Source organism: Amycolatopsis mediterranei, assembly GCF_026017845.1.
GTDB classification, from domain to species: Bacteria; Actinomycetota; Actinomycetes; order Mycobacteriales; family Pseudonocardiaceae; genus Amycolatopsis; species Amycolatopsis mediterranei.
Genome location: NZ_CP100416.1, coordinates 2,407,489 through 2,422,742, shown reverse-complemented (window position 1 = coordinate 2,422,742; position 15,254 = coordinate 2,407,489). Strand labels below are relative to the sequence as shown.

At 70.6% G+C, this 15,254-nt stretch carries 17 protein-coding genes; 14 read left to right on the top strand and 3 right to left on the bottom strand.

The window, feature by feature from the left end:
• The first annotated feature begins 9 nt into the window (after positions 1-9).
• The gene (locus ISP_RS11575) at positions 10-969 is read left to right on the top strand and encodes an SMI1/KNR4 family protein (protein ID WP_013224054.1); all 960 of its coding nucleotides are present in this window, start codon (positions 10-12) and stop codon (positions 967-969) included.
• Between the two features lie 10 nt (positions 970-979).
• A complete protein-coding gene (locus ISP_RS11570) occupies positions 980-1,432 on the top strand; it encodes a GNAT family N-acetyltransferase (protein ID WP_013224053.1) in 453 nt (150 codons plus the stop codon).
• On the opposite strand, the gene ISP_RS11565 is transcribed toward ISP_RS11570, so the two are convergent.
• Positions 1,429-1,773: a hypothetical protein gene (locus ISP_RS11565; protein WP_014466777.1), complete on the bottom strand. Its 345-nt coding sequence runs from the start codon at positions 1,771-1,773 to the stop codon at positions 1,429-1,431. The two genes, ISP_RS11570 and ISP_RS11565, sit on opposite strands and share 4 nt — an antisense overlap.
• A 182-nt stretch (positions 1,774-1,955) precedes the next feature.
• Between ISP_RS11565 and lpdA the strand changes: the two genes are divergently transcribed.
• The 6 genes from lpdA (at position 1,956) to lipB (ending at position 7,635) form a co-directional block, all read left to right on the top strand.
• Complete coding sequence (lpdA, locus tag ISP_RS11560) at positions 1,956-3,329, top strand: dihydrolipoyl dehydrogenase (RefSeq protein ID WP_013224051.1); 1,374 nt, start codon at positions 1,956-1,958, stop codon at positions 3,327-3,329.
• 55 nt (positions 3,330-3,384) lie between these two features.
• Positions 3,385-5,178 carry a 2-oxoglutarate dehydrogenase, E2 component, dihydrolipoamide succinyltransferase gene (gene sucB, locus ISP_RS11555; RefSeq protein ID WP_013224050.1) on the top strand — a complete coding sequence of 598 codons (1,794 nt, stop codon included), beginning with the start codon at positions 3,385-3,387 and terminating at the stop codon, positions 5,176-5,178.
• Positions 5,179-5,253: 75 nt separating this feature from the next.
• The gene (locus ISP_RS11550; protein ID WP_265049901.1) at positions 5,254-5,382 is read left to right on the top strand and encodes a hypothetical protein; all 129 of its coding nucleotides are present in this window, start codon (positions 5,254-5,256) and stop codon (positions 5,380-5,382) included.
• A 17-nt stretch (positions 5,383-5,399) separates the two neighbouring features.
• Complete coding sequence (locus tag ISP_RS11545) at positions 5,400-6,275, top strand: TIGR01777 family oxidoreductase (RefSeq protein ID WP_034284297.1); 876 nt, start codon at positions 5,400-5,402, stop codon at positions 6,273-6,275.
• Positions 6,272-6,895, top strand: coding sequence for a phosphatase PAP2 family protein (locus tag ISP_RS11540; protein ID WP_013224048.1), 624 nt, complete (start codon positions 6,272-6,274; stop codon positions 6,893-6,895). Before ISP_RS11545 ends, ISP_RS11540 begins: the two co-directional genes overlap by 4 nt.
• Entirely contained in the window at positions 6,892-7,635 is a 744-nt protein-coding gene (lipB, locus tag ISP_RS11535) for a lipoyl(octanoyl) transferase LipB (protein WP_013224047.1), read from the top strand. Before ISP_RS11540 ends, lipB begins: the two co-directional genes overlap by 4 nt.
• A gap of 100 nt (positions 7,636-7,735) precedes the next feature.
• Here lipB and ISP_RS11530 read toward each other — a convergent pair whose 3' ends face one another.
• Together ISP_RS11530 and ISP_RS11525 are read right to left on the bottom strand one after the other, a co-directional pair.
• On the bottom strand, positions 7,736-8,671 hold the full coding sequence (locus tag ISP_RS11530; protein ID WP_013224046.1) for an LLM class F420-dependent oxidoreductase: 936 nt from the start codon (positions 8,669-8,671) through the stop codon (positions 7,736-7,738).
• Between the two features lie 4 nt (positions 8,672-8,675).
• Positions 8,676-9,287 carry a TetR/AcrR family transcriptional regulator gene (locus ISP_RS11525; protein ID WP_003095816.1) on the bottom strand — a complete coding sequence of 204 codons (612 nt, stop codon included), beginning with the start codon at positions 9,285-9,287 and terminating at the stop codon, positions 8,676-8,678.
• A 131-nt stretch (positions 9,288-9,418) separates the two neighbouring features.
• On the opposite strand from ISP_RS11525, the gene ISP_RS11520 reads away from it, so the two are divergent.
• The 6 genes from ISP_RS11520 to ISP_RS11495 all read left to right on the top strand — a co-directional run bounded on the left by ISP_RS11520 (position 9,419) and on the right by ISP_RS11495 (position 14,830).
• Entirely contained in the window at positions 9,419-9,940 is a 522-nt protein-coding gene (locus ISP_RS11520) for a hypothetical protein (protein WP_013224045.1), read from the top strand.
• An 18-nt stretch (positions 9,941-9,958) separates the two neighbouring features.
• Positions 9,959-10,909 carry an oxidoreductase gene (locus ISP_RS11515; RefSeq protein ID WP_013224044.1) on the top strand — a complete coding sequence of 317 codons (951 nt, stop codon included), beginning with the start codon at positions 9,959-9,961 and terminating at the stop codon, positions 10,907-10,909.
• Positions 10,910-10,934: 25 nt separating this feature from the next.
• Positions 10,935-11,936 (top strand): lipoyl synthase, encoded by a 1,002-nt coding sequence (gene lipA / locus ISP_RS11510; protein WP_014466774.1) that lies wholly within the window; start codon positions 10,935-10,937, stop codon positions 11,934-11,936.
• A gap of 44 nt (positions 11,937-11,980) precedes the next feature.
• A complete protein-coding gene (locus ISP_RS11505) occupies positions 11,981-12,628 on the top strand; it encodes a DedA family protein (protein WP_013224042.1) in 648 nt (215 codons plus the stop codon).
• Positions 12,629-12,645: 17 nt separating this feature from the next.
• The gene (locus ISP_RS11500; RefSeq protein WP_013224041.1) at positions 12,646-13,515 is read left to right on the top strand and encodes a patatin-like phospholipase family protein; all 870 of its coding nucleotides are present in this window, start codon (positions 12,646-12,648) and stop codon (positions 13,513-13,515) included.
• A gap of 103 nt (positions 13,516-13,618) precedes the next feature.
• On the top strand, positions 13,619-14,830 hold the full coding sequence (locus ISP_RS11495) for a L,D-transpeptidase (RefSeq protein WP_176742134.1): 1,212 nt from the start codon (positions 13,619-13,621) through the stop codon (positions 14,828-14,830).
• The last annotated feature ends 424 nt before the right edge of the window (positions 14,831-15,254 follow it).

Below are 15,254 nucleotides of genomic sequence, written 5' to 3'. Positions count from 1 at the left end.
GTCGGTGGAGTGCAGGACTACCTCGAAGCGGCGGTCCGCGACGTTCTGACGGCGCCCGAGGCGCGCGTCGACGACCAGGTGGGTTACGCGGCCTTGCTGCTCGCGGTCTCCGGCGCCCTCGACGAAGCCGACCGGCTGGTCACGCAGTGGCTGGCCCGGACCGAACGACCGGTGACCGCGCTGGCCACCGACCCCGTGCGCGCTCGCGCGTGGGCGATGCTCTTCGAAGCCCGGGGAGCGCGGCCGGATTGGGCCGAGGGCCTCCCGCCGCTCGACTTGGATCTTGAGGAACGCAGACACGCTGCTTCGTTGCGTCGTCCGGTCTCCGATTTGGAAGGTGTCCTGCCGCCGGGCCCGGTCGCCGAGGTGGTCAAGCAGGTGGCGCCGGCGCGCCCGGACCGGGAGCGCACCGCCCTCGCGGACGGTGACCTGGGCCTTTGGGTTTCCCTCGCCGGGCCGCACCCGGACGTCGCGACGCTGGCGGCCACCCGTGCGCTGGCTCCCGCGCTGGTGGCGGGTGCGGACCCGCTCGGCCTTCGAGACTGGGCGCCGGAGTGCGCGGGGGCGCTGGTCGCGGCCCTGCACGAGCGGTACCCGCCGGACCTCGGCACCTGGCCGGAGCTGGTCGCGGAGATCACGCGCCTGCGTGGCGGCGCATCGACCCCGCCTCCGGCGTCGGAGGCGGCGATCCGCTCGGCCGAGCTGCGGCTGGGCGTCGAGCTGCCCGCCGACCACCGCGAATTCCTGCGCACCTGCGACGGCCTGCCCGCGGACGTCGTGTTCCCGCGGCTGCTCGGCACGGCGGACCTGCGTGCCGAGCACGGCGTCGTGGTCCTGTCGGACCCGGCGGTGCTGCTCCTTTCGGCGGGGCACGTCGTCGAGGTGGACCCGGTGCTGGGCACGACGGTCCACCCGTCGTTCCGCGCCGCGCTGGGCCGGCACGCCGCGCTGCTCGCCCAAGCCACGTAGGTTGGACCGGGTGACCACTCTCACCGCGGAGCAGATCACCCGCGAGAACGTCGCCGCCGCGTGCCAGCTGGCCGTCGAACCGCACCAGAAGGACTTCGTCGCGCCGGTCGCCGTCTCGCTCGCCGAGGCCTACACCCAGCCGGAAGTGGCCTGGCCCCGGCTGATCCTGCGGGACGGGGAACCGGTCGCCTTCGTCATGGGCGCGTTCGACCCGGACGCCGAGTTCGACTTCTTCCGCTGCGGGATCTGGCGGCTCAACGTCGGCGCCGGGGTCCAGGGCCGCGGCTACGGCCGGTTCGCCGTCGAAACCGTCCTGGCCGAGGCCCGGCGGCGGGGCCAGCGGACGGCCACCGTGCTGTGGCTCCCCGCCGAGGGCGGTCCGGAGGACTTCTACCTCAAGCTGGGCTTCCGCCCCACCGGACAGACCCACCACGGCGAGGTCGTCGGCCGGATCGACCTCTAAACCTGGCCGCGCTTCTTCCGCTCGGTGTACTCGCGCATCCGCTTCGGATAGCCCACGCGCGCGACCTCGTACACCGGGATCGAGCGGCGGTGGCCGAACTGCTGCGCGGCCTCCAGGCTGCCGATGCGCCGACGGGTCCATTCGCCGTCGTGGGCGATCAACACCACAGTGGTGTCCGTGATGTTGGTCTTCGGCTCCACGAACGCCTCGACACCCCGCCGCGTGGCCATCCACTCCTCCAGGTGGCGGGTGTCCTCGGAACTGGCTTTCCGCAGCGTACCGGCCCGCTGTCCACCCTTGGCCCGCCTGCGCAGCGAGTCGAAGAGCCCCACCTCGACCACCTCTCCTCCCGAGACGTACACCATTCAGTATCCCGGACTCCGCGTGTGGTCGGCGTCGCACACCCGGCTAGCTCGCAGCCCCGTCCGGCGTAGTGACAAGATGGCGGGTGTCGCGCGCGCGGTTATACCGGGCAGGGGCGACGACAGAGCATCACCCCACTGCTTGCCGAGGAGTTAATGAAGTGACCGACACCTCCGCCGACCTCGTGATCCTGGGAGGCGGATCGGGCGGCTACGCCGCGGCGTTCCGCGCGGCCGAGCTGGGCCTTTCCGTCACGCTGATCGAGAAGGACAAGCTGGGCGGGACGTGCCTCCACCGGGGCTGCATCCCGACCAAGGCCCTGCTCCACGCCGCCGAGGTCGCCGACGAGACCCGGGAAGCCGAAGCGGTCGGCGTCAAGGCCGTCTTCGAGGGCATCGACATCGCCGGGGTCAACAAGTACAAGGACGGGATCGTCGCCCGCCTGTACAAGGGCCTGCAGGGCCTGGCCAAGGCGCACAAGGTGAACCTCGTCGAGGGCAGCGGCACGTTCGTCGGCGGCACGACCGTCGAGGTGGACGGCACCCGCTACACCGGCAAGAACGTCATCCTCGCCACCGGCTCGTACTCGCGCACGCTGCCCGGCCTGGAGCTCGGCGGGCGCATCATCGCCAGCGAGCAGGCCCTGTCCCTCGACTACGTGCCCAAGAAGGTCGTGGTCCTCGGCGGCGGCGTCATCGGCGTCGAGTTCGCCAGCGTGTGGGCCTCCTTCGGCGTCGACGTCACCATCGTCGAGGCCCTGCCGCGGCTGGTCCCGAACGAGGACGAGTTCGCGTCCAAGCAGCTCGAGCGCGCCTTCCGCCGCCGCAAGATCGCCTTCAAGACCGGGGTGAAGTTCACCGGCGCGAAGCAGGACGACAACGGCGTGAGCGTTTCGCTGGAGTCCGGCGAGACCATCGAGGCCGACCTGCTGCTGGTCGCCGTCGGCCGCGGGCCGAACTCGGCCGGCCACGGCTACGAGGAGGCCGGCGTCAAGATCGAGCGCGGTTTCGTCCTCACCGACGAGCGGCTGCGCACGAACCTGCCAGGAGTCTACGCCGTCGGCGACATCGTCCCCGGCCTGCAGCTCGCGCACCGCGGCTTCCAGCAGGGCATCTTCGTCGCCGAGGAGATCGCCGGGCAGAACCCGCGCGTGATCGACGAGAGCGGCATCCCGCGGGTCACCTACTCGCACCCGGAGGTCGCGTCGGTCGGGCTGACCGAGTCGCAGGCGAAGGACAAGTACGGCTCCGACGTCACGACGTTCACCTACGACCTCGGCGGCAACGGCAAGAGCCAGATCCTCAAGACCTCCGGCGGGGTCAAGCTGGTCAAGGCCCCGGACGGCCCGGTCGTCGGCGTGCACATGGTCGGCGACCGCGTCGGCGAGCTGATCGGTGAAGCGCAGTTGATCTACAGCTGGGAGGCTTTCCCCGAAGACGTCGCACCGCTCATCCACGCGCACCCCACCCAGACCGAGGCCCTCGGTGAAGCGTTCCTCGCCCTCGCGGGGAAGCCGCTGCACGTGCACAGCTGACGTCCCACCAGCAGAATCCAGACCACGCAGAACTTGGAAGAGGAGTCAGCGAACGATGGCCTACTCCGTCACATTGCCGGAGCTCGGGGAGAGCGTCACCGAAGGCACCGTCACCCGGTGGCTTAAGCAGGAGGGCGACACCGTCGAGGTCGACGAGCCGTTGCTCGAGATCTCGACCGACAAGGTCGACACCGAGGTGCCCTCCCCGGTGGCGGGCACGGTCGTGAAGATCAGCGCCCAGGAGGACGAGACCGTCGAGGTCGGCGGCGAGCTCGCCGTCATCGACGACGGCACCGGCGGCGTGCCGGAGTCCTCTTCTTCTTCCGCCGCCCCGGCCCAGGAAGAGCAGCAGGAGTCCGAGCCGGAGCCGGAGCAGTCGTCCGAGCCCGAGCCGCAGGCCGAGGACAGCGCGCCGAGCAAGCCGGACACCGCGCCGGCCGCCGGTGGCGAAGGCACCGAGGTGAAACTGCCCGAGCTGGGCGAGAGCGTCACCGAGGGCACCGTCACGCGCTGGCTGAAGGCGGTCGGCGACTCGGTCGAGGTCGACGAGCCGCTGCTCGAGATCTCCACCGACAAGGTCGACACCGAGGTGCCGTCGCCGGTCGCCGGCACGGTGCTGGAGATCCGCGCGGGCGAGGACGAGACCGTCGAGGTCGGCGGCGTCCTGGCCGTGATCGGCGACGCCGGTGCGGCGCCGAAGGCGGAGTCGAAGCCGGAGCCCAAGCCCGAGCCGAAGCCGGAACCCCAGCCGGAGCCGAAGCCCGAGCCGGTTCAGGAGGCCAAGCCCGAGCCCAAGCCGGAACCGAAGCCCGAGCCGCAGGCCGCCCCCGCGGCCAAGGCGGCCGAAGCGGCCCCGGCCGCCGCGGCGAAGGACGGTTCGGCGGACGGCCCGTACGTCACGCCGCTGGTCCGCAAGCTCGCGTCGGAGCACGGCATCGACCTCGCGTCGCTGACCGGCAGCGGCGTCGGCGGCCGGATCCGCAAGCAGGACGTCCTGGCCGCGGCCGAGGAGAAGCAGAAGGCCGCCGCCGCTCCGGCGCCGGCCGCGGCCGCTCCGGCTGCCGCCGCTGCCCCGGCGGCGCCCGCCGCGCGTCCGGCGGCCGCGGTGTCGCCGGAACTGGCCGCGCTGCGCGGCACCGTGCAGAAGGCCAGCCGGATCCGCCAGATCACGGCCACCAAGACCCGCGAGTCGCTGCAGATCGCCGCGCAGCTCACGCAGGTCCAGGAGGTCGACGTCACGAAGATCGCCAAGCTGCGGCAGCGGGCGAAGGCGGGCTTCAAGGAGCGCGAGGGCGTCAACCTGACGTTCCTGCCGTTCTTCGCGAAGGCCACGGTCGAGGCGCTCAAGCAGCACCCGAACGTCAACGCGTCCTACAACGAGGACACGAAGGAGATCACCTACCACGGCGCCGTGCACCTGGGCATCGCGGTGGACACCGAGCGCGGGCTGCTCTCGGTCGTGATCCACGACGCGGGCGAGCTGAGCCTGGCCGGTCTCGCGCACCGGATCGCCGACCTGGCGGGCCGCGCGCGGGCGGGCCAGATCAAGCCGGACGAGCTGTCGGGCGGCACCTTCTCGATCACGAACATCGGCAGCGTCGGCGCGTTGTTCGACACGCCGATCATCGTGCAGCCGCAGTCGGGCATTCTCGGCACCGGCGCGGTCGTCAAGCGCCCGGTGGTGATCGCGGACGCCGACGGCAACGACACGATCGCCGTCCGGTCGATGGCGTACCTCCCGCTGACCTACGACCACCGCCTGGTGGACGGGGCCGACGCGGGCCGCTTCCTGACGACGATCAAGCAGCGCCTGGAAGAGGGCAACTTCGAGAGCGAACTCGGCCTCTGAGCCACTCGAGCCGCTGAAGGTCACCACCGGGGCGACCCGGCGGTGGCCTTCGGCGTTTCCGGGGAGGGTGCGGCGTTGACCTGGTTCGCGGTGTCTTCGACCGGCGGCGGGGGCCGCCGGCGGTTCGCCATGTCCATGGGACTGGCGATCCTGGCCGGCCTCCCCGCGTTCGCGCGGGACCTGGGCGTGCGGCTGCGCCCCTGATGGGCCACGATCGAACCATGCGAGTACTCATCGCCGGAGCGAGCGGCTTGATCGGGTCGGCGCTGGGCGAACGCCTGCGGCGCGAGGGCCACGAAGTCCGCCGCCTGGTGCGGCGCGAAGCCCGCGAAGGCGGCGAATTCCGGTGGGACCCGCCGTCGGGCACCGTCGCGAGCGGCGCCTTCGAGGGTGTCGACGCCGTCGTGAACCTGGGCGGGCAGCGGCTGTTCCCCGGGCGGTGGAGCGCGATGCGCAAGCAGCAGCTCATCGACAGCCGGGTGGAGCCCACCGAGGTGCTCGCCGAAGCCGTGGCCGAACACGGGATCGGCGTGCTCGTCAACGCCTCCGCCGTCGGGTACTACGGCCACACCCATGAGTCCATTGTGGACGAGTCCGCGCCGCGCGGCCGGGGTTTCCTGGCCGAGCTGTGCGAAACGTGGGAAGCGGCGACGGCGGCCGCCGGGGACGCGCGGGTCGTGCGGATCCGGACGGGGCTCGTCCTGTCCGCGAAGGGCGGGTTGTACGGCACGCTGCGCCCGCTCTTCGCCCTGTGCCTGGGCGGCCGGCTCGGCAACGGCCGCCAGTACATGCCGTGGATCTCCCTCGAGGACGAGGCCGGCGCGATCGTGCACGTCCTCACGCACGACGACGTCTCCGGGCCGGTGAACCTGACCGGCCCGGAACCGGTGACCAACGCCGAGTTCACCCGGGCCGTCGGCCGCGCGCTGCACCGGCCCGCGCCGTGGTGGGTGCCCGGGGTGGCGCTCAAGGCGGTGCTCGGCCAGGCCGGTGAGGAGATGGCGCTGTTCGGGCAGCGGGCCGTCCCGGCCGTGCTGGAGCGGTCGGGGTACGAGTTCCGGCACCGGAACCTGGACAGCGCGCTCGCCGCGGCATGAGTGTCCGGCTGCAGCGCTGGCTGGTCGTGGGCCTGGTGTTCTCGGCCGCGTTCGTCCTGCTCGGGCTGAGCGTGGCGCGGCAGCCGCTGGCCCTCGACGTCGCGGTCTCGAAGGCGCTTCACGGCGTGTACGCGCAGCCGCTCGGGCGGGTCGCGCAGGCGGGCAGCGACGTCCTCGGCCCGGTGCTCCCCTACGTCCTCGGCGCCGCGCTGCTGGCCCTGGCGCTGCGGCGGCGCGAGCACTTCGGCCTGTGCGTCCGGCTGGCCGTCGTGCTGCTGTTGTGCCGGCTGACCAGCTTGGTGTTCAAGCCGATCTTCCTGCGGGAACGCCCGCGCGACTACCCGGAGCTGAGTTATCCGAGCGGGCACGTGGTGTCGGTGGCGAGCACCGGGTTCGTCCTGCTCCTGCTGTGCGCGTGGGTGTGGCCGCGGCTGGTCAAGCGCGTGGCGGCAGCCGTCGCGGTGGCGGTGGTGCTGTCGGCCGCCTGCCGCGTCGTGCTCGGCGTGCACTGGGTGACGGACACGATCGGCGCAGTGCTGGCGGTGACCGGTGTCGGGCTGCTCTCAGCGTGCGCCTTGCGGCTGCTTCCCCCGGGTGACGGGCGTAGCCTCGACGGGTGAGTTCTTCCCGCACTTCCTGCCGCGCCAGCACCGAGCCCGTCGACGTCCGGGAACTCGGCACGATCGACTACACCGAAGCCTGGGAGCTCCAGCGCAGCCGGCTCACCGAGCGCGCCGACGGCACCGCACCGGACACGATGTTCCTGCTGCAGCACCCGTCGGTGTACACGGCGGGCAAGCGCACCGAGCCGGCCGACCGGCCGGTGGACGGCACCCCGGTGATCGACGTCGACCGCGGCGGCAAGATCACCTGGCACGGCCCGGGCCAGCTGGTCGGCTACCCGATCGTGAAGCTCGCCGACCCGATCGACGTCGTGCACTACGTGCGGCGCCTGGAGGAGGCGCTGATCCACGTGTGCGACCAGCTCGGCGTGGCGAGCGGCCGCGTGGAGGGCCGCAGCGGCGTGTGGATCCCGGCCGACGACCGCGGCATCGAGCGCAAGATCGCGGCGATCGGCATCCGCGTCCAGCGCGGCGTGACGATGCACGGCTTCGAGCTGAACTGCAACGCGGACCTGGCGGCGTTCGATTCGATCGTCCCGTGCGGCATCCGCGACGCGGGCGTGACGTCGCTGTCGTACGAGCTCCAGCGGGACGTGACGGTGGAAGCCGTCCTCCCCCTGGCCCGCGACGCGGTGTTGGCTGCCCTCGAAGGCGAGCTCCCGGTCAGCGAGGACCGCTGGCTCCCCCGCGCCGAAGCCCCGCAGGCCCCCGGCGTCACTTTCGCCCTCCAGAACTGAAAACCGTGAAGGCCACCTGTGGACAACAGGTGGCCTTCACGGTTTCAGGCTCCGGAACTGTCGGACCGTTCCGCTAGCGTGGAAATCGGGGGCTGCTCAGTCAGTCCAGCTGCGGCGCCACCTCGGCGGCAACCAGGTCGATCTGGTCCAGGTCCGACAGATCCAGCAGCTGCAGATAAACCCGCGTGACCCCGGTCTTCTCCCGCCACTGCCCGATCCGGTCGACGACCTCCGCGGGCGACCCGGCCAGGCCGTTGGCCCGCAGTTCGTCGACGTCCCGCCCGATCACCGAAGCCCGCTGGGCGACCTCCGCGTCGGACCGGCCGACCGCGATCACCAGCGCGACCGACCGCAGGATCTCCTTCGGGTCGCGGCCGATCTCCGCCGCCGCGGCCTCGACGCGGGCGAACTGGGCCGCCGCCGTCTCCGCGTCGGTGAACGGCAGGTTGAACTCGTCGGCGAACCGGGCCGCCAGTGCCGGGGTGCGCTTCTTGCCGCCACCGCCGATGATCACCGGCGGAGCCGGGGACTGCGCCGGCTTCGGCAGCGCCGGCGAGGCCGACAGCGTGTAGTGCTCACCCGCGAACGAGTACGTCGAGCCCGCCGGCGTCTTCCACAGCCCGGTGATGATCTCGAGCTGCTCGGCGTAGCGGTCGAAGCGCTCCTTCAGCGGCGGCAGCGTCAGGCCGTATGCCGCGTGCTCAGCGTCGTACCAGCCGGCGCCGAAGCCGAATTCGACGCGGCCCCCGGACATCTGGTCGACCTGCGCCACGGAGATGGCCAGCGGGCCCGGGTGCCGGAACGTCGCCGCGGTGACGAGCGTGCCGAGCCGGATCCGGCTGGTCTCCCTGGCCAGGCCGGCGAGGGTGATCCACGCGTCGGTCGGGCCGGGCAGGCCGTCGGCCGAGCCCATCTTCAGGTAGTGGTCGCTGCGGAAGAAGGCGTCGTACCCGGCGGCTTCGGTCGCCTTGGCGACGCGCAGCAGGTCGTCGTAGCTGGCCCCTTGCTGGGGCTCGGTGAAGATCCTCAAGTCCACGACGTCAGCCTATAGAGACGTCGGGCTCCGTGCGCCTCAGCCGGACCAGCATGCGGACGATCACGTCTTCGATCTCGGCGCCGACCTTCTTCGGGTCGGGCGAACTGGCGATTTCGGTCGCCGCGCTCGACAGCGCGCCGAACAGCAGCCGCGCGGTGACCTCGACCGGCACCGGCTCGACCTCGCCCGCGTCGATCAGCGACTGCAGGCCCGAGCGGACCAGCCCGAAGCTGCACCGCTCCTCGGCCTCGCGCCAGCGTTCCCAGCCCATCACGACCGGCGCCTCGTGGATGGCGATCCGCTGGTAGGCGGGGTCGAGGCAGGCGCGGATGAACGCGTTGAGCCCGCCGAGCGCCCGTTCCCACGGCGTGCCCTCGCCGGTCATGATCTTGTCGAGCCGGTCGTAGACGAGGCTCTCGACCTGGTCGAACGCGGCTTCGAACAACGCCTGCTTGCCGCTGAAGTGGTGGTACAGCGCGCCCTTGGTCACCCGGGCGCGTTTGGCGATCTCGTCGAGCGAGGTTCCCGCGTAACCCCGTTTGGTGAACAGTTCGACCGCGCTGTCGACCAGCGCGGACCGCGTCGACTCGGAGTAGTCGAGTCGTCTGGACCTCATTGTCGCCACCTTCACAACTTTACGCCGGGAACAGCTCTCCATACTCATGGTATGTTCGGCGCGTCAGGTCCGTACCGGGAGTATGCCGCAGACCCGCGGTATGACCCGGGCCACGGAAGGGGAACCCCACAATGAGCTGGACAGACTTCTACCGACGTCAGGAAATCCTCGAAGCCGCCGTACGCGTGGCCGCCCGGAACCCCGGCGCGCCGCTGCCGCTGGACGAGGTTCCCGGTGCCGAGGACCACTTCGGCACCGAGGAGAACCTCCTCACCGCCTTGCAGTACCAGTGGACGCGGACGCTGAGCGGGCGCCTGCGCACCGAGGTCATCGACCCGGACGACGCCGACGGCCTCGGCGACCACGTCGACGCCGTCACCCGCGCCTGGCGCGCCGCCGTCGACGAGCACGCCGACCTGCGCACGGTCCTCGACGGCGCCTGCGAGCGGCACGCGTCGCTGCGCCGGATGCACGAAGGCGAGCTGCGGATGCTCGCCGTCACGGCCGGACTGGCCGACCCGCGCGAACCGGCCGGCGAAATCGTCAAGGTGGGCCGCGCGCTCGAGGCGCTGCTGCGGGCGGGCCGTGAGGAATCCGTGCGCCGCCGTCCGATGATCGGACACCTGCGGCGACTGCTCGCGCCGAGTGCGTAAACGCGGTTAAGTAAGCGCATGACTCAGCGCTGGAGCGAAGCCGACATCGCCGACCAGAGCGGCCGGACCGTCCTGGTCACCGGGGCGAACTCCGGTCTGGGGCTGCGCACCGCCGAGGTGCTCGCGGGCAAGGGGGCCCGCGTGCTCCTCGCCTGCCGCTCCGCCGAGCGCGGCGCGAAAGCACTCGAGACCGTGAAAGCGGCCGCCGCGGGCACCGAACCCGAGCTCATCCCGTTGGACCTGAGCGAGCTCGCCTCGGTGCGCGCGGCCGCCGCGTCGGTGCGGGAACGCACCGGTGACGCGCTGGACGTGCTGATCAACAACGCCGGCGTGATGGCGACCGCCCGCGGCCGCACCGCCGACGGCTTCGAGCTGCAGTTCGGCACCAACCACCTCGGGCACGCGGCGCTCACCTGGCTGCTGCTGCCCGCCTTGCGCGGCGGACGGCACGCCCGCGTCGTCGCGCTGTCGAGCCTGGCCGCCGTCGGCGCCCGGATCGACCTCGAAGACCCCAACGCCGAGCACCGCCGCTACAACCCGGCCACCGCGTACGGGCAGTCGAAGCTCGCCAACCAGGTGTTCGCCCTGGAACTCGACCGGCGGCTGCGCGCGGCAGGCGACGACGTCCTCAGCGTCGCCGCCCACCCCGGCTACACCGCCACCGGCCTCGGCAGCGGGATGGCGCGCTCGTACACCAATCCGGTCGTCCGCTCGATCATCGCCGGCGGCCACCGGATCGGCGAAGCGCTCTTCGCGCAGAACGTCCGCCAGGGCGCGCTGCCGCAGCTGTACGCGGCCACGGCGGACGGCGTCGAGGGCGGCGACTACATCGCCCCGGGCAGCCTCGGCGGCGTCCGCGGCCACCCGGTCAAGGTGCGCCCGCTGCCGGCCGCGCGGAGCGAGTCGCTGGGAGCTGCGTTGTGGGACGTCACCGCGAAGCTGACCGGCGTCACCCCGGATCCCGCGTAGCCCGGACGGGCGTACGGTTGAGATCGTGAGTGCTGCGCCTGAAGGCCGGAAGCTGTTGCGTCTCGAGGTTCGCAACAGTGAGACGCCGATCGAGAAGAAGCCGTCGTGGATCAAGACGCGGGTGCGGATGGGGCCGGAGTTCACCGAGCTCAAGGGTCTCGTGCGTCGCGAGGGTCTGCACACGGTGTGTGAAGAGGCCGGTTGTCCCAACATCTATGAATGCTGGGAAGACCGGGAGGCCACGTTCCTCATTGGCGGCGACCAGTGCACCCGTCGTTGTGATTTCTGTCAGATCGACACCGGGAAGCCCGCTGAGCTGGATCGGACTGAGCCGCGGAAGGTCGCGGAGTCGGTGCAGGCGATGGGCTTGCGGTACTCGACGGTCACCGGTGTCGCGCGGGACGATCTGCCTGATGGTGGTGCGTGGCTGTATGCGGAGACCGTGCGCCAGATTCACGCTCTGAACCCGGGTACGGGTGTGGAGCTGTTGATTCCGGACTTCAACGCTGAGCCTGCCCAGTTGGCTGAGGTGTTCGGGTCGCGGCCGGAGGTGTTGGCGCACAACGTGGAGACGGTGCCGCGGATCTTCAAGCGGATCCGTCCTGGTTTCCGTTATGCGCGGTCGTTGGAGGTCATCACGGCGGCGCGTGAGGCCGGTTTGGTGACGAAGTCCAACCTGATCCTGGGGATGGGGGAGACGCCCGATGAGGTGGCTCCGGCGATGCGGGATCTGGTGGATGCGGGGTGTGAGATCTTGACGATCACGCAGTACCTGCGTCCTTCTGCCCGGCACCACCCGGTGGACCGGTGGGTGAAGCCGGAGGAGTTCGTCGAGCACTCGAAGGCTGCCGAAGCGATGGGCTTCGCCGGGGTGATGGCCGGGCCGCTGGTGCGTTCGTCGTACCGCGCGGGACGGCTCTACGCGCAGACCAAGGCCCACCGGGGCGAGGTCCTGCCCGAGAACCTGCAGCACCTGGCGGCCGAAGGTCCCGCAGCTCAGGAAGCCGCGTCACTCCTGGCCAGGTGACGCACGCCACCCCACCATCCTTAAAGGATCGGTAAAGTGGCGGCATGGCCCTGGTTTCGGACCTCCTCAGCTGGTTGCAAGGACTGCCGGAACCGGGGCTCGTCGCCGCGACCGGCGGCCTGGTGTTCGCCGAGTGCACGATCGGGCTGGGCTTCCTGGCCCCCGGCGAATCCGGGCTGCTCGTCGCCGCGACGACGGCGAACACCGTCCCGCGATTCCTGGTCCTGTGGCTGGTCGTCCCCCTCTGCGCAACGGCGGGCGACGCACTCGGCTACGGCATCGGCCGCCGCTTCGGGCCGCGCCTGCGCGAGACGAAGCTGATCCGCAAGTACGGCCTGGAGGCCTGGGACAAGGCCACCGCCGTCCTCGAACGCCGGGGTGTCTGGGCGGTGTTCTTCGCCCGGTTCCTGCCGGTGATCCGGACGTTGACCCCGGCCGCGGCCGGGACGTCCGGGCTGGCGTTCCGCAAGTTCCTGCCGGCCGCGGCGGCGGGTGCGTTCTGCTGGTCGCTGGTCCACATCAGCATCGGCGCGGCGCTGGGCGAAGCCGCCAAGCGCATCGAAGGCGCCTTGAACACCGGCGGTCTCATCGTGGTCGGCGTGCTCGTCGCGGTCGCGGTGTTCTTCCTGGTGCGGCTGAAGAAGCGCAAGACACCGGCCACACCCGAGCGGGAGCCCGAACGCGTGCCCTGAGTACTACATTCGGCGGCATGAGTCTCGCGGATCTTCCCCGGCCGATCGGCTTCGTCCTCGGCGGGGGCGGCAGCCTCGGCGCCATGCAGGTCGGCATGCTGCGCGCCCTGACCGAAGCCGGGCTCACGGCGGACGTCGTGACCGGCACGTCCGTCGGTTCGCTCAACGCGGCGGTGCTGGCCCACTCCGGCGAAGACGCGCTCGCCCGGCTGCACGACATCTGGGCGCACATGACGCGAGCCGAGGCGTTCCCCGGCGGCGTGCTCAGCCGCGTCCGGACGCTGACGCAGAGCAAGACGCACCTGTTCCCCAACACCGGGCTGGCCGGGATCATCGCCGACCACCTCGGCTCCGAGACGCGCTTCGAGGACCTGGCGCTTCCGCTGGGCGTCGTCACCACGCAGGTCGACACGGCCGAGCCGTTGCTGATCCGCTCCGGGCGCCTGCTCGAGCCGCTGCTGGCGAGCTGCGCGATCCCCGGCATCTTCCCGCCGGTGGAGCACGACGGGCAGCTGCTGTACGACGGCGGGCTCGTCGCGAACGTGCCGATGCGCCAAGCCCTCGGCATGGGGGCGAAGTCCCTGGTGGTCCTCGACTGCGCGTTCCCCGGGAAGCTGCCGGGCGCGCCGCGGACGTTCGCCGAGGTGATGATGTTCACCGCGATGATCAGCATGCGGAACCAGGCCGTGCTGGAGGCACCGGTGGCGGCCGCGCAGGTGCCGGTGCTCTACCTGCCCGGCCCCGCGCCGGTACGTGTGAACCCCTTGGATTTCGGGCACACGGAAACACTGGCGGAAGAGGCGTACTGGGCGGCGCGCGAATACCTCGGCGCACTGTCGGTGACCGGGCCGGGGCTGTACGGCGCACCCGGACTCGTCATCACGTGATCCACGTCACGCCGATGCACCGATCCGCCGGCAAGAACGTCATCGCTATCGCGTAGTTTTGATGACGAATGCCCGCCGATCCCGATTCCCAAAAAGAGATAATATGCTCCCCAAGAAGATTTTACTTTCGGTGGCCGGAATCCTTGCCGGAGCACTGCTGCTTTCCGCCTGCTCGTCCGGTGACGACGGCGGTTCGCCCGCCGGTGGGACGCCGGCGGCGGGGTCCGCCTCGCCGTCCGAAACCCCGGTCGCGGTGACGTTCGAGCCGGCGGGCGGCACGGCGGTGAACCCGGCGACGCCGATCGTCGTCAAAGCGGCCAACGGGAAGCTCCTCGACGTGGCGGTGACGAACACGGCCAAGGGGAAGACGGTCGCCGGGAAGCTGGCGGCCGACGGGTCGAGCTGGACGTCCAGCGAGCCCCTCGGCTACGGCACGACGTACAAGATCGTCGCGCACGCCCAGGGCGCCAACGGGAAGCCGGTCGAGCAGGACAACCAGATCACGACGCTGTCGCCGAAGAAGCAGGCGAACGCCAACCTGATCCCGGCGCCGGCCGCGGTGGCGAGCACGGGGGTCGGCGTCGGCCAGCCGATCGTGTTCAGCTTCGGCAAGGTCGCCGTCAAGGACAAGGCGGCGGTCGAGAAGGCGTTGACGGTGGAGTCGACCCCGAAGCAGGACGGCAGCTGGTACTGGATCGACGACTCGAACGTCCACTACCGGCCGAAGGAGTACTGGAAGGCCGGCACGACGCTGAAGGTGACGGCGAAGATCTACGGCGTCGATTTCGGCGGCGGGGTGTTCGGCGCGGAGGATCGTACGGAGACGTACAAGGTGCACGATTCCTGGATCGCGAAGGCGGACGGGAACAGCGAGCAGATGCAGATCTTCCACAACGGCGAGATGGTGAAGTCGATGCCGATTTCGATGGGCAAGGACGCCACGCCGACACACCTGGGCGCGCACGTGATTTCGGACAAGCAGGCGAACTACACGATGGATTCCTGCACGTACGGCGTCTGCCCGCCGGATCCGAAGGCGTACCGCTCGAACGAGAAGTTCTCCGAGCGCATTTCCAACGACGGTGAGTTCGTCCACGAGAACCCGAACAGCGTGGGCCAGCAGGGCAGTTCCAACGTGTCGCACGGGTGCATCAACCTGAACGACGCGAACGCCCAGTGGTTCTTCCAGAACATGGGCCTGGGCGACGTCGTGGAGGTCACCAATTCGGGCGGCCCGCAGCTCCCGGTCTGGGACCTGTACGGCGACTGGTCCAAGTCCTGGGCCGACTGGCAAGCCGGCTCCGCCATCAAGTAACCCCAGCTCGTTTCGAAGGGGGTCAGGAGCTCCGCTCCTGACCCCCTTCTTCATGCCCACCCGACCCTCCAGGCACGCCTGATGCCTCTCCAATCACAGGTGATGCCCCTTCAATCACGCGAGATGCCCCGCTGATCACGCAAGTTCCGTCTTCAATCACGCGAGTTGCGGTTGTGATCACGTGAGTTCCGCGCCTGTTCACAGCGGCGGCGAGCGGCGGGAGGCATCACCCGTGATCCGGGAGGCTTCATGCGTGACCGGAGAGGCATCTCGCGTGATTGGAGAGGCATCACGGTGCCGGCCGGGGCCGCGGCCGACGTGCCTGGAGGGTCGGGTCGGGTTTTGGGCATGCGGAAAGGCCCCGGGAGAACCATTTTCGGGTTCTCGACCGGGGCCTTTCACATGTTGAGTTCGGCGGTGTCCT

Coding starts and splice junctions, on each gene's coding strand:
- sucB (WP_013224050.1), top strand. CDS start 3,385: ATGGCCTACTCCGTCACATTGCCGGAGCTCGGGGAGAGCGTCACCGAA.
- ISP_RS11545 (WP_034284297.1), top strand. CDS start 5,400: ATGCGAGTACTCATCGCCGGAGCGAGCGGCTTGATCGGGTCGGCGCTG.
- ISP_RS11540 (WP_013224048.1), top strand. CDS start 6,272: ATGAGTGTCCGGCTGCAGCGCTGGCTGGTCGTGGGCCTGGTGTTCTCG.
- ISP_RS11525 (WP_003095816.1), bottom strand. CDS start 9,287: ATGAGGTCCAGACGACTCGACTACTCCGAGTCGACGCGGTCCGCGCTG.
- ISP_RS11520 (WP_013224045.1), top strand. CDS start 9,419: ATGAGCTGGACAGACTTCTACCGACGTCAGGAAATCCTCGAAGCCGCC.
- ISP_RS11515 (WP_013224044.1), top strand. CDS start 9,959: ATGACTCAGCGCTGGAGCGAAGCCGACATCGCCGACCAGAGCGGCCGG.
- ISP_RS11505 (WP_013224042.1), top strand. CDS start 11,981: ATGGCCCTGGTTTCGGACCTCCTCAGCTGGTTGCAAGGACTGCCGGAA.
- ISP_RS11500 (WP_013224041.1), top strand. CDS start 12,646: ATGAGTCTCGCGGATCTTCCCCGGCCGATCGGCTTCGTCCTCGGCGGG.
- ISP_RS11495 (WP_176742134.1), top strand. CDS start 13,619: ATGCTCCCCAAGAAGATTTTACTTTCGGTGGCCGGAATCCTTGCCGGA.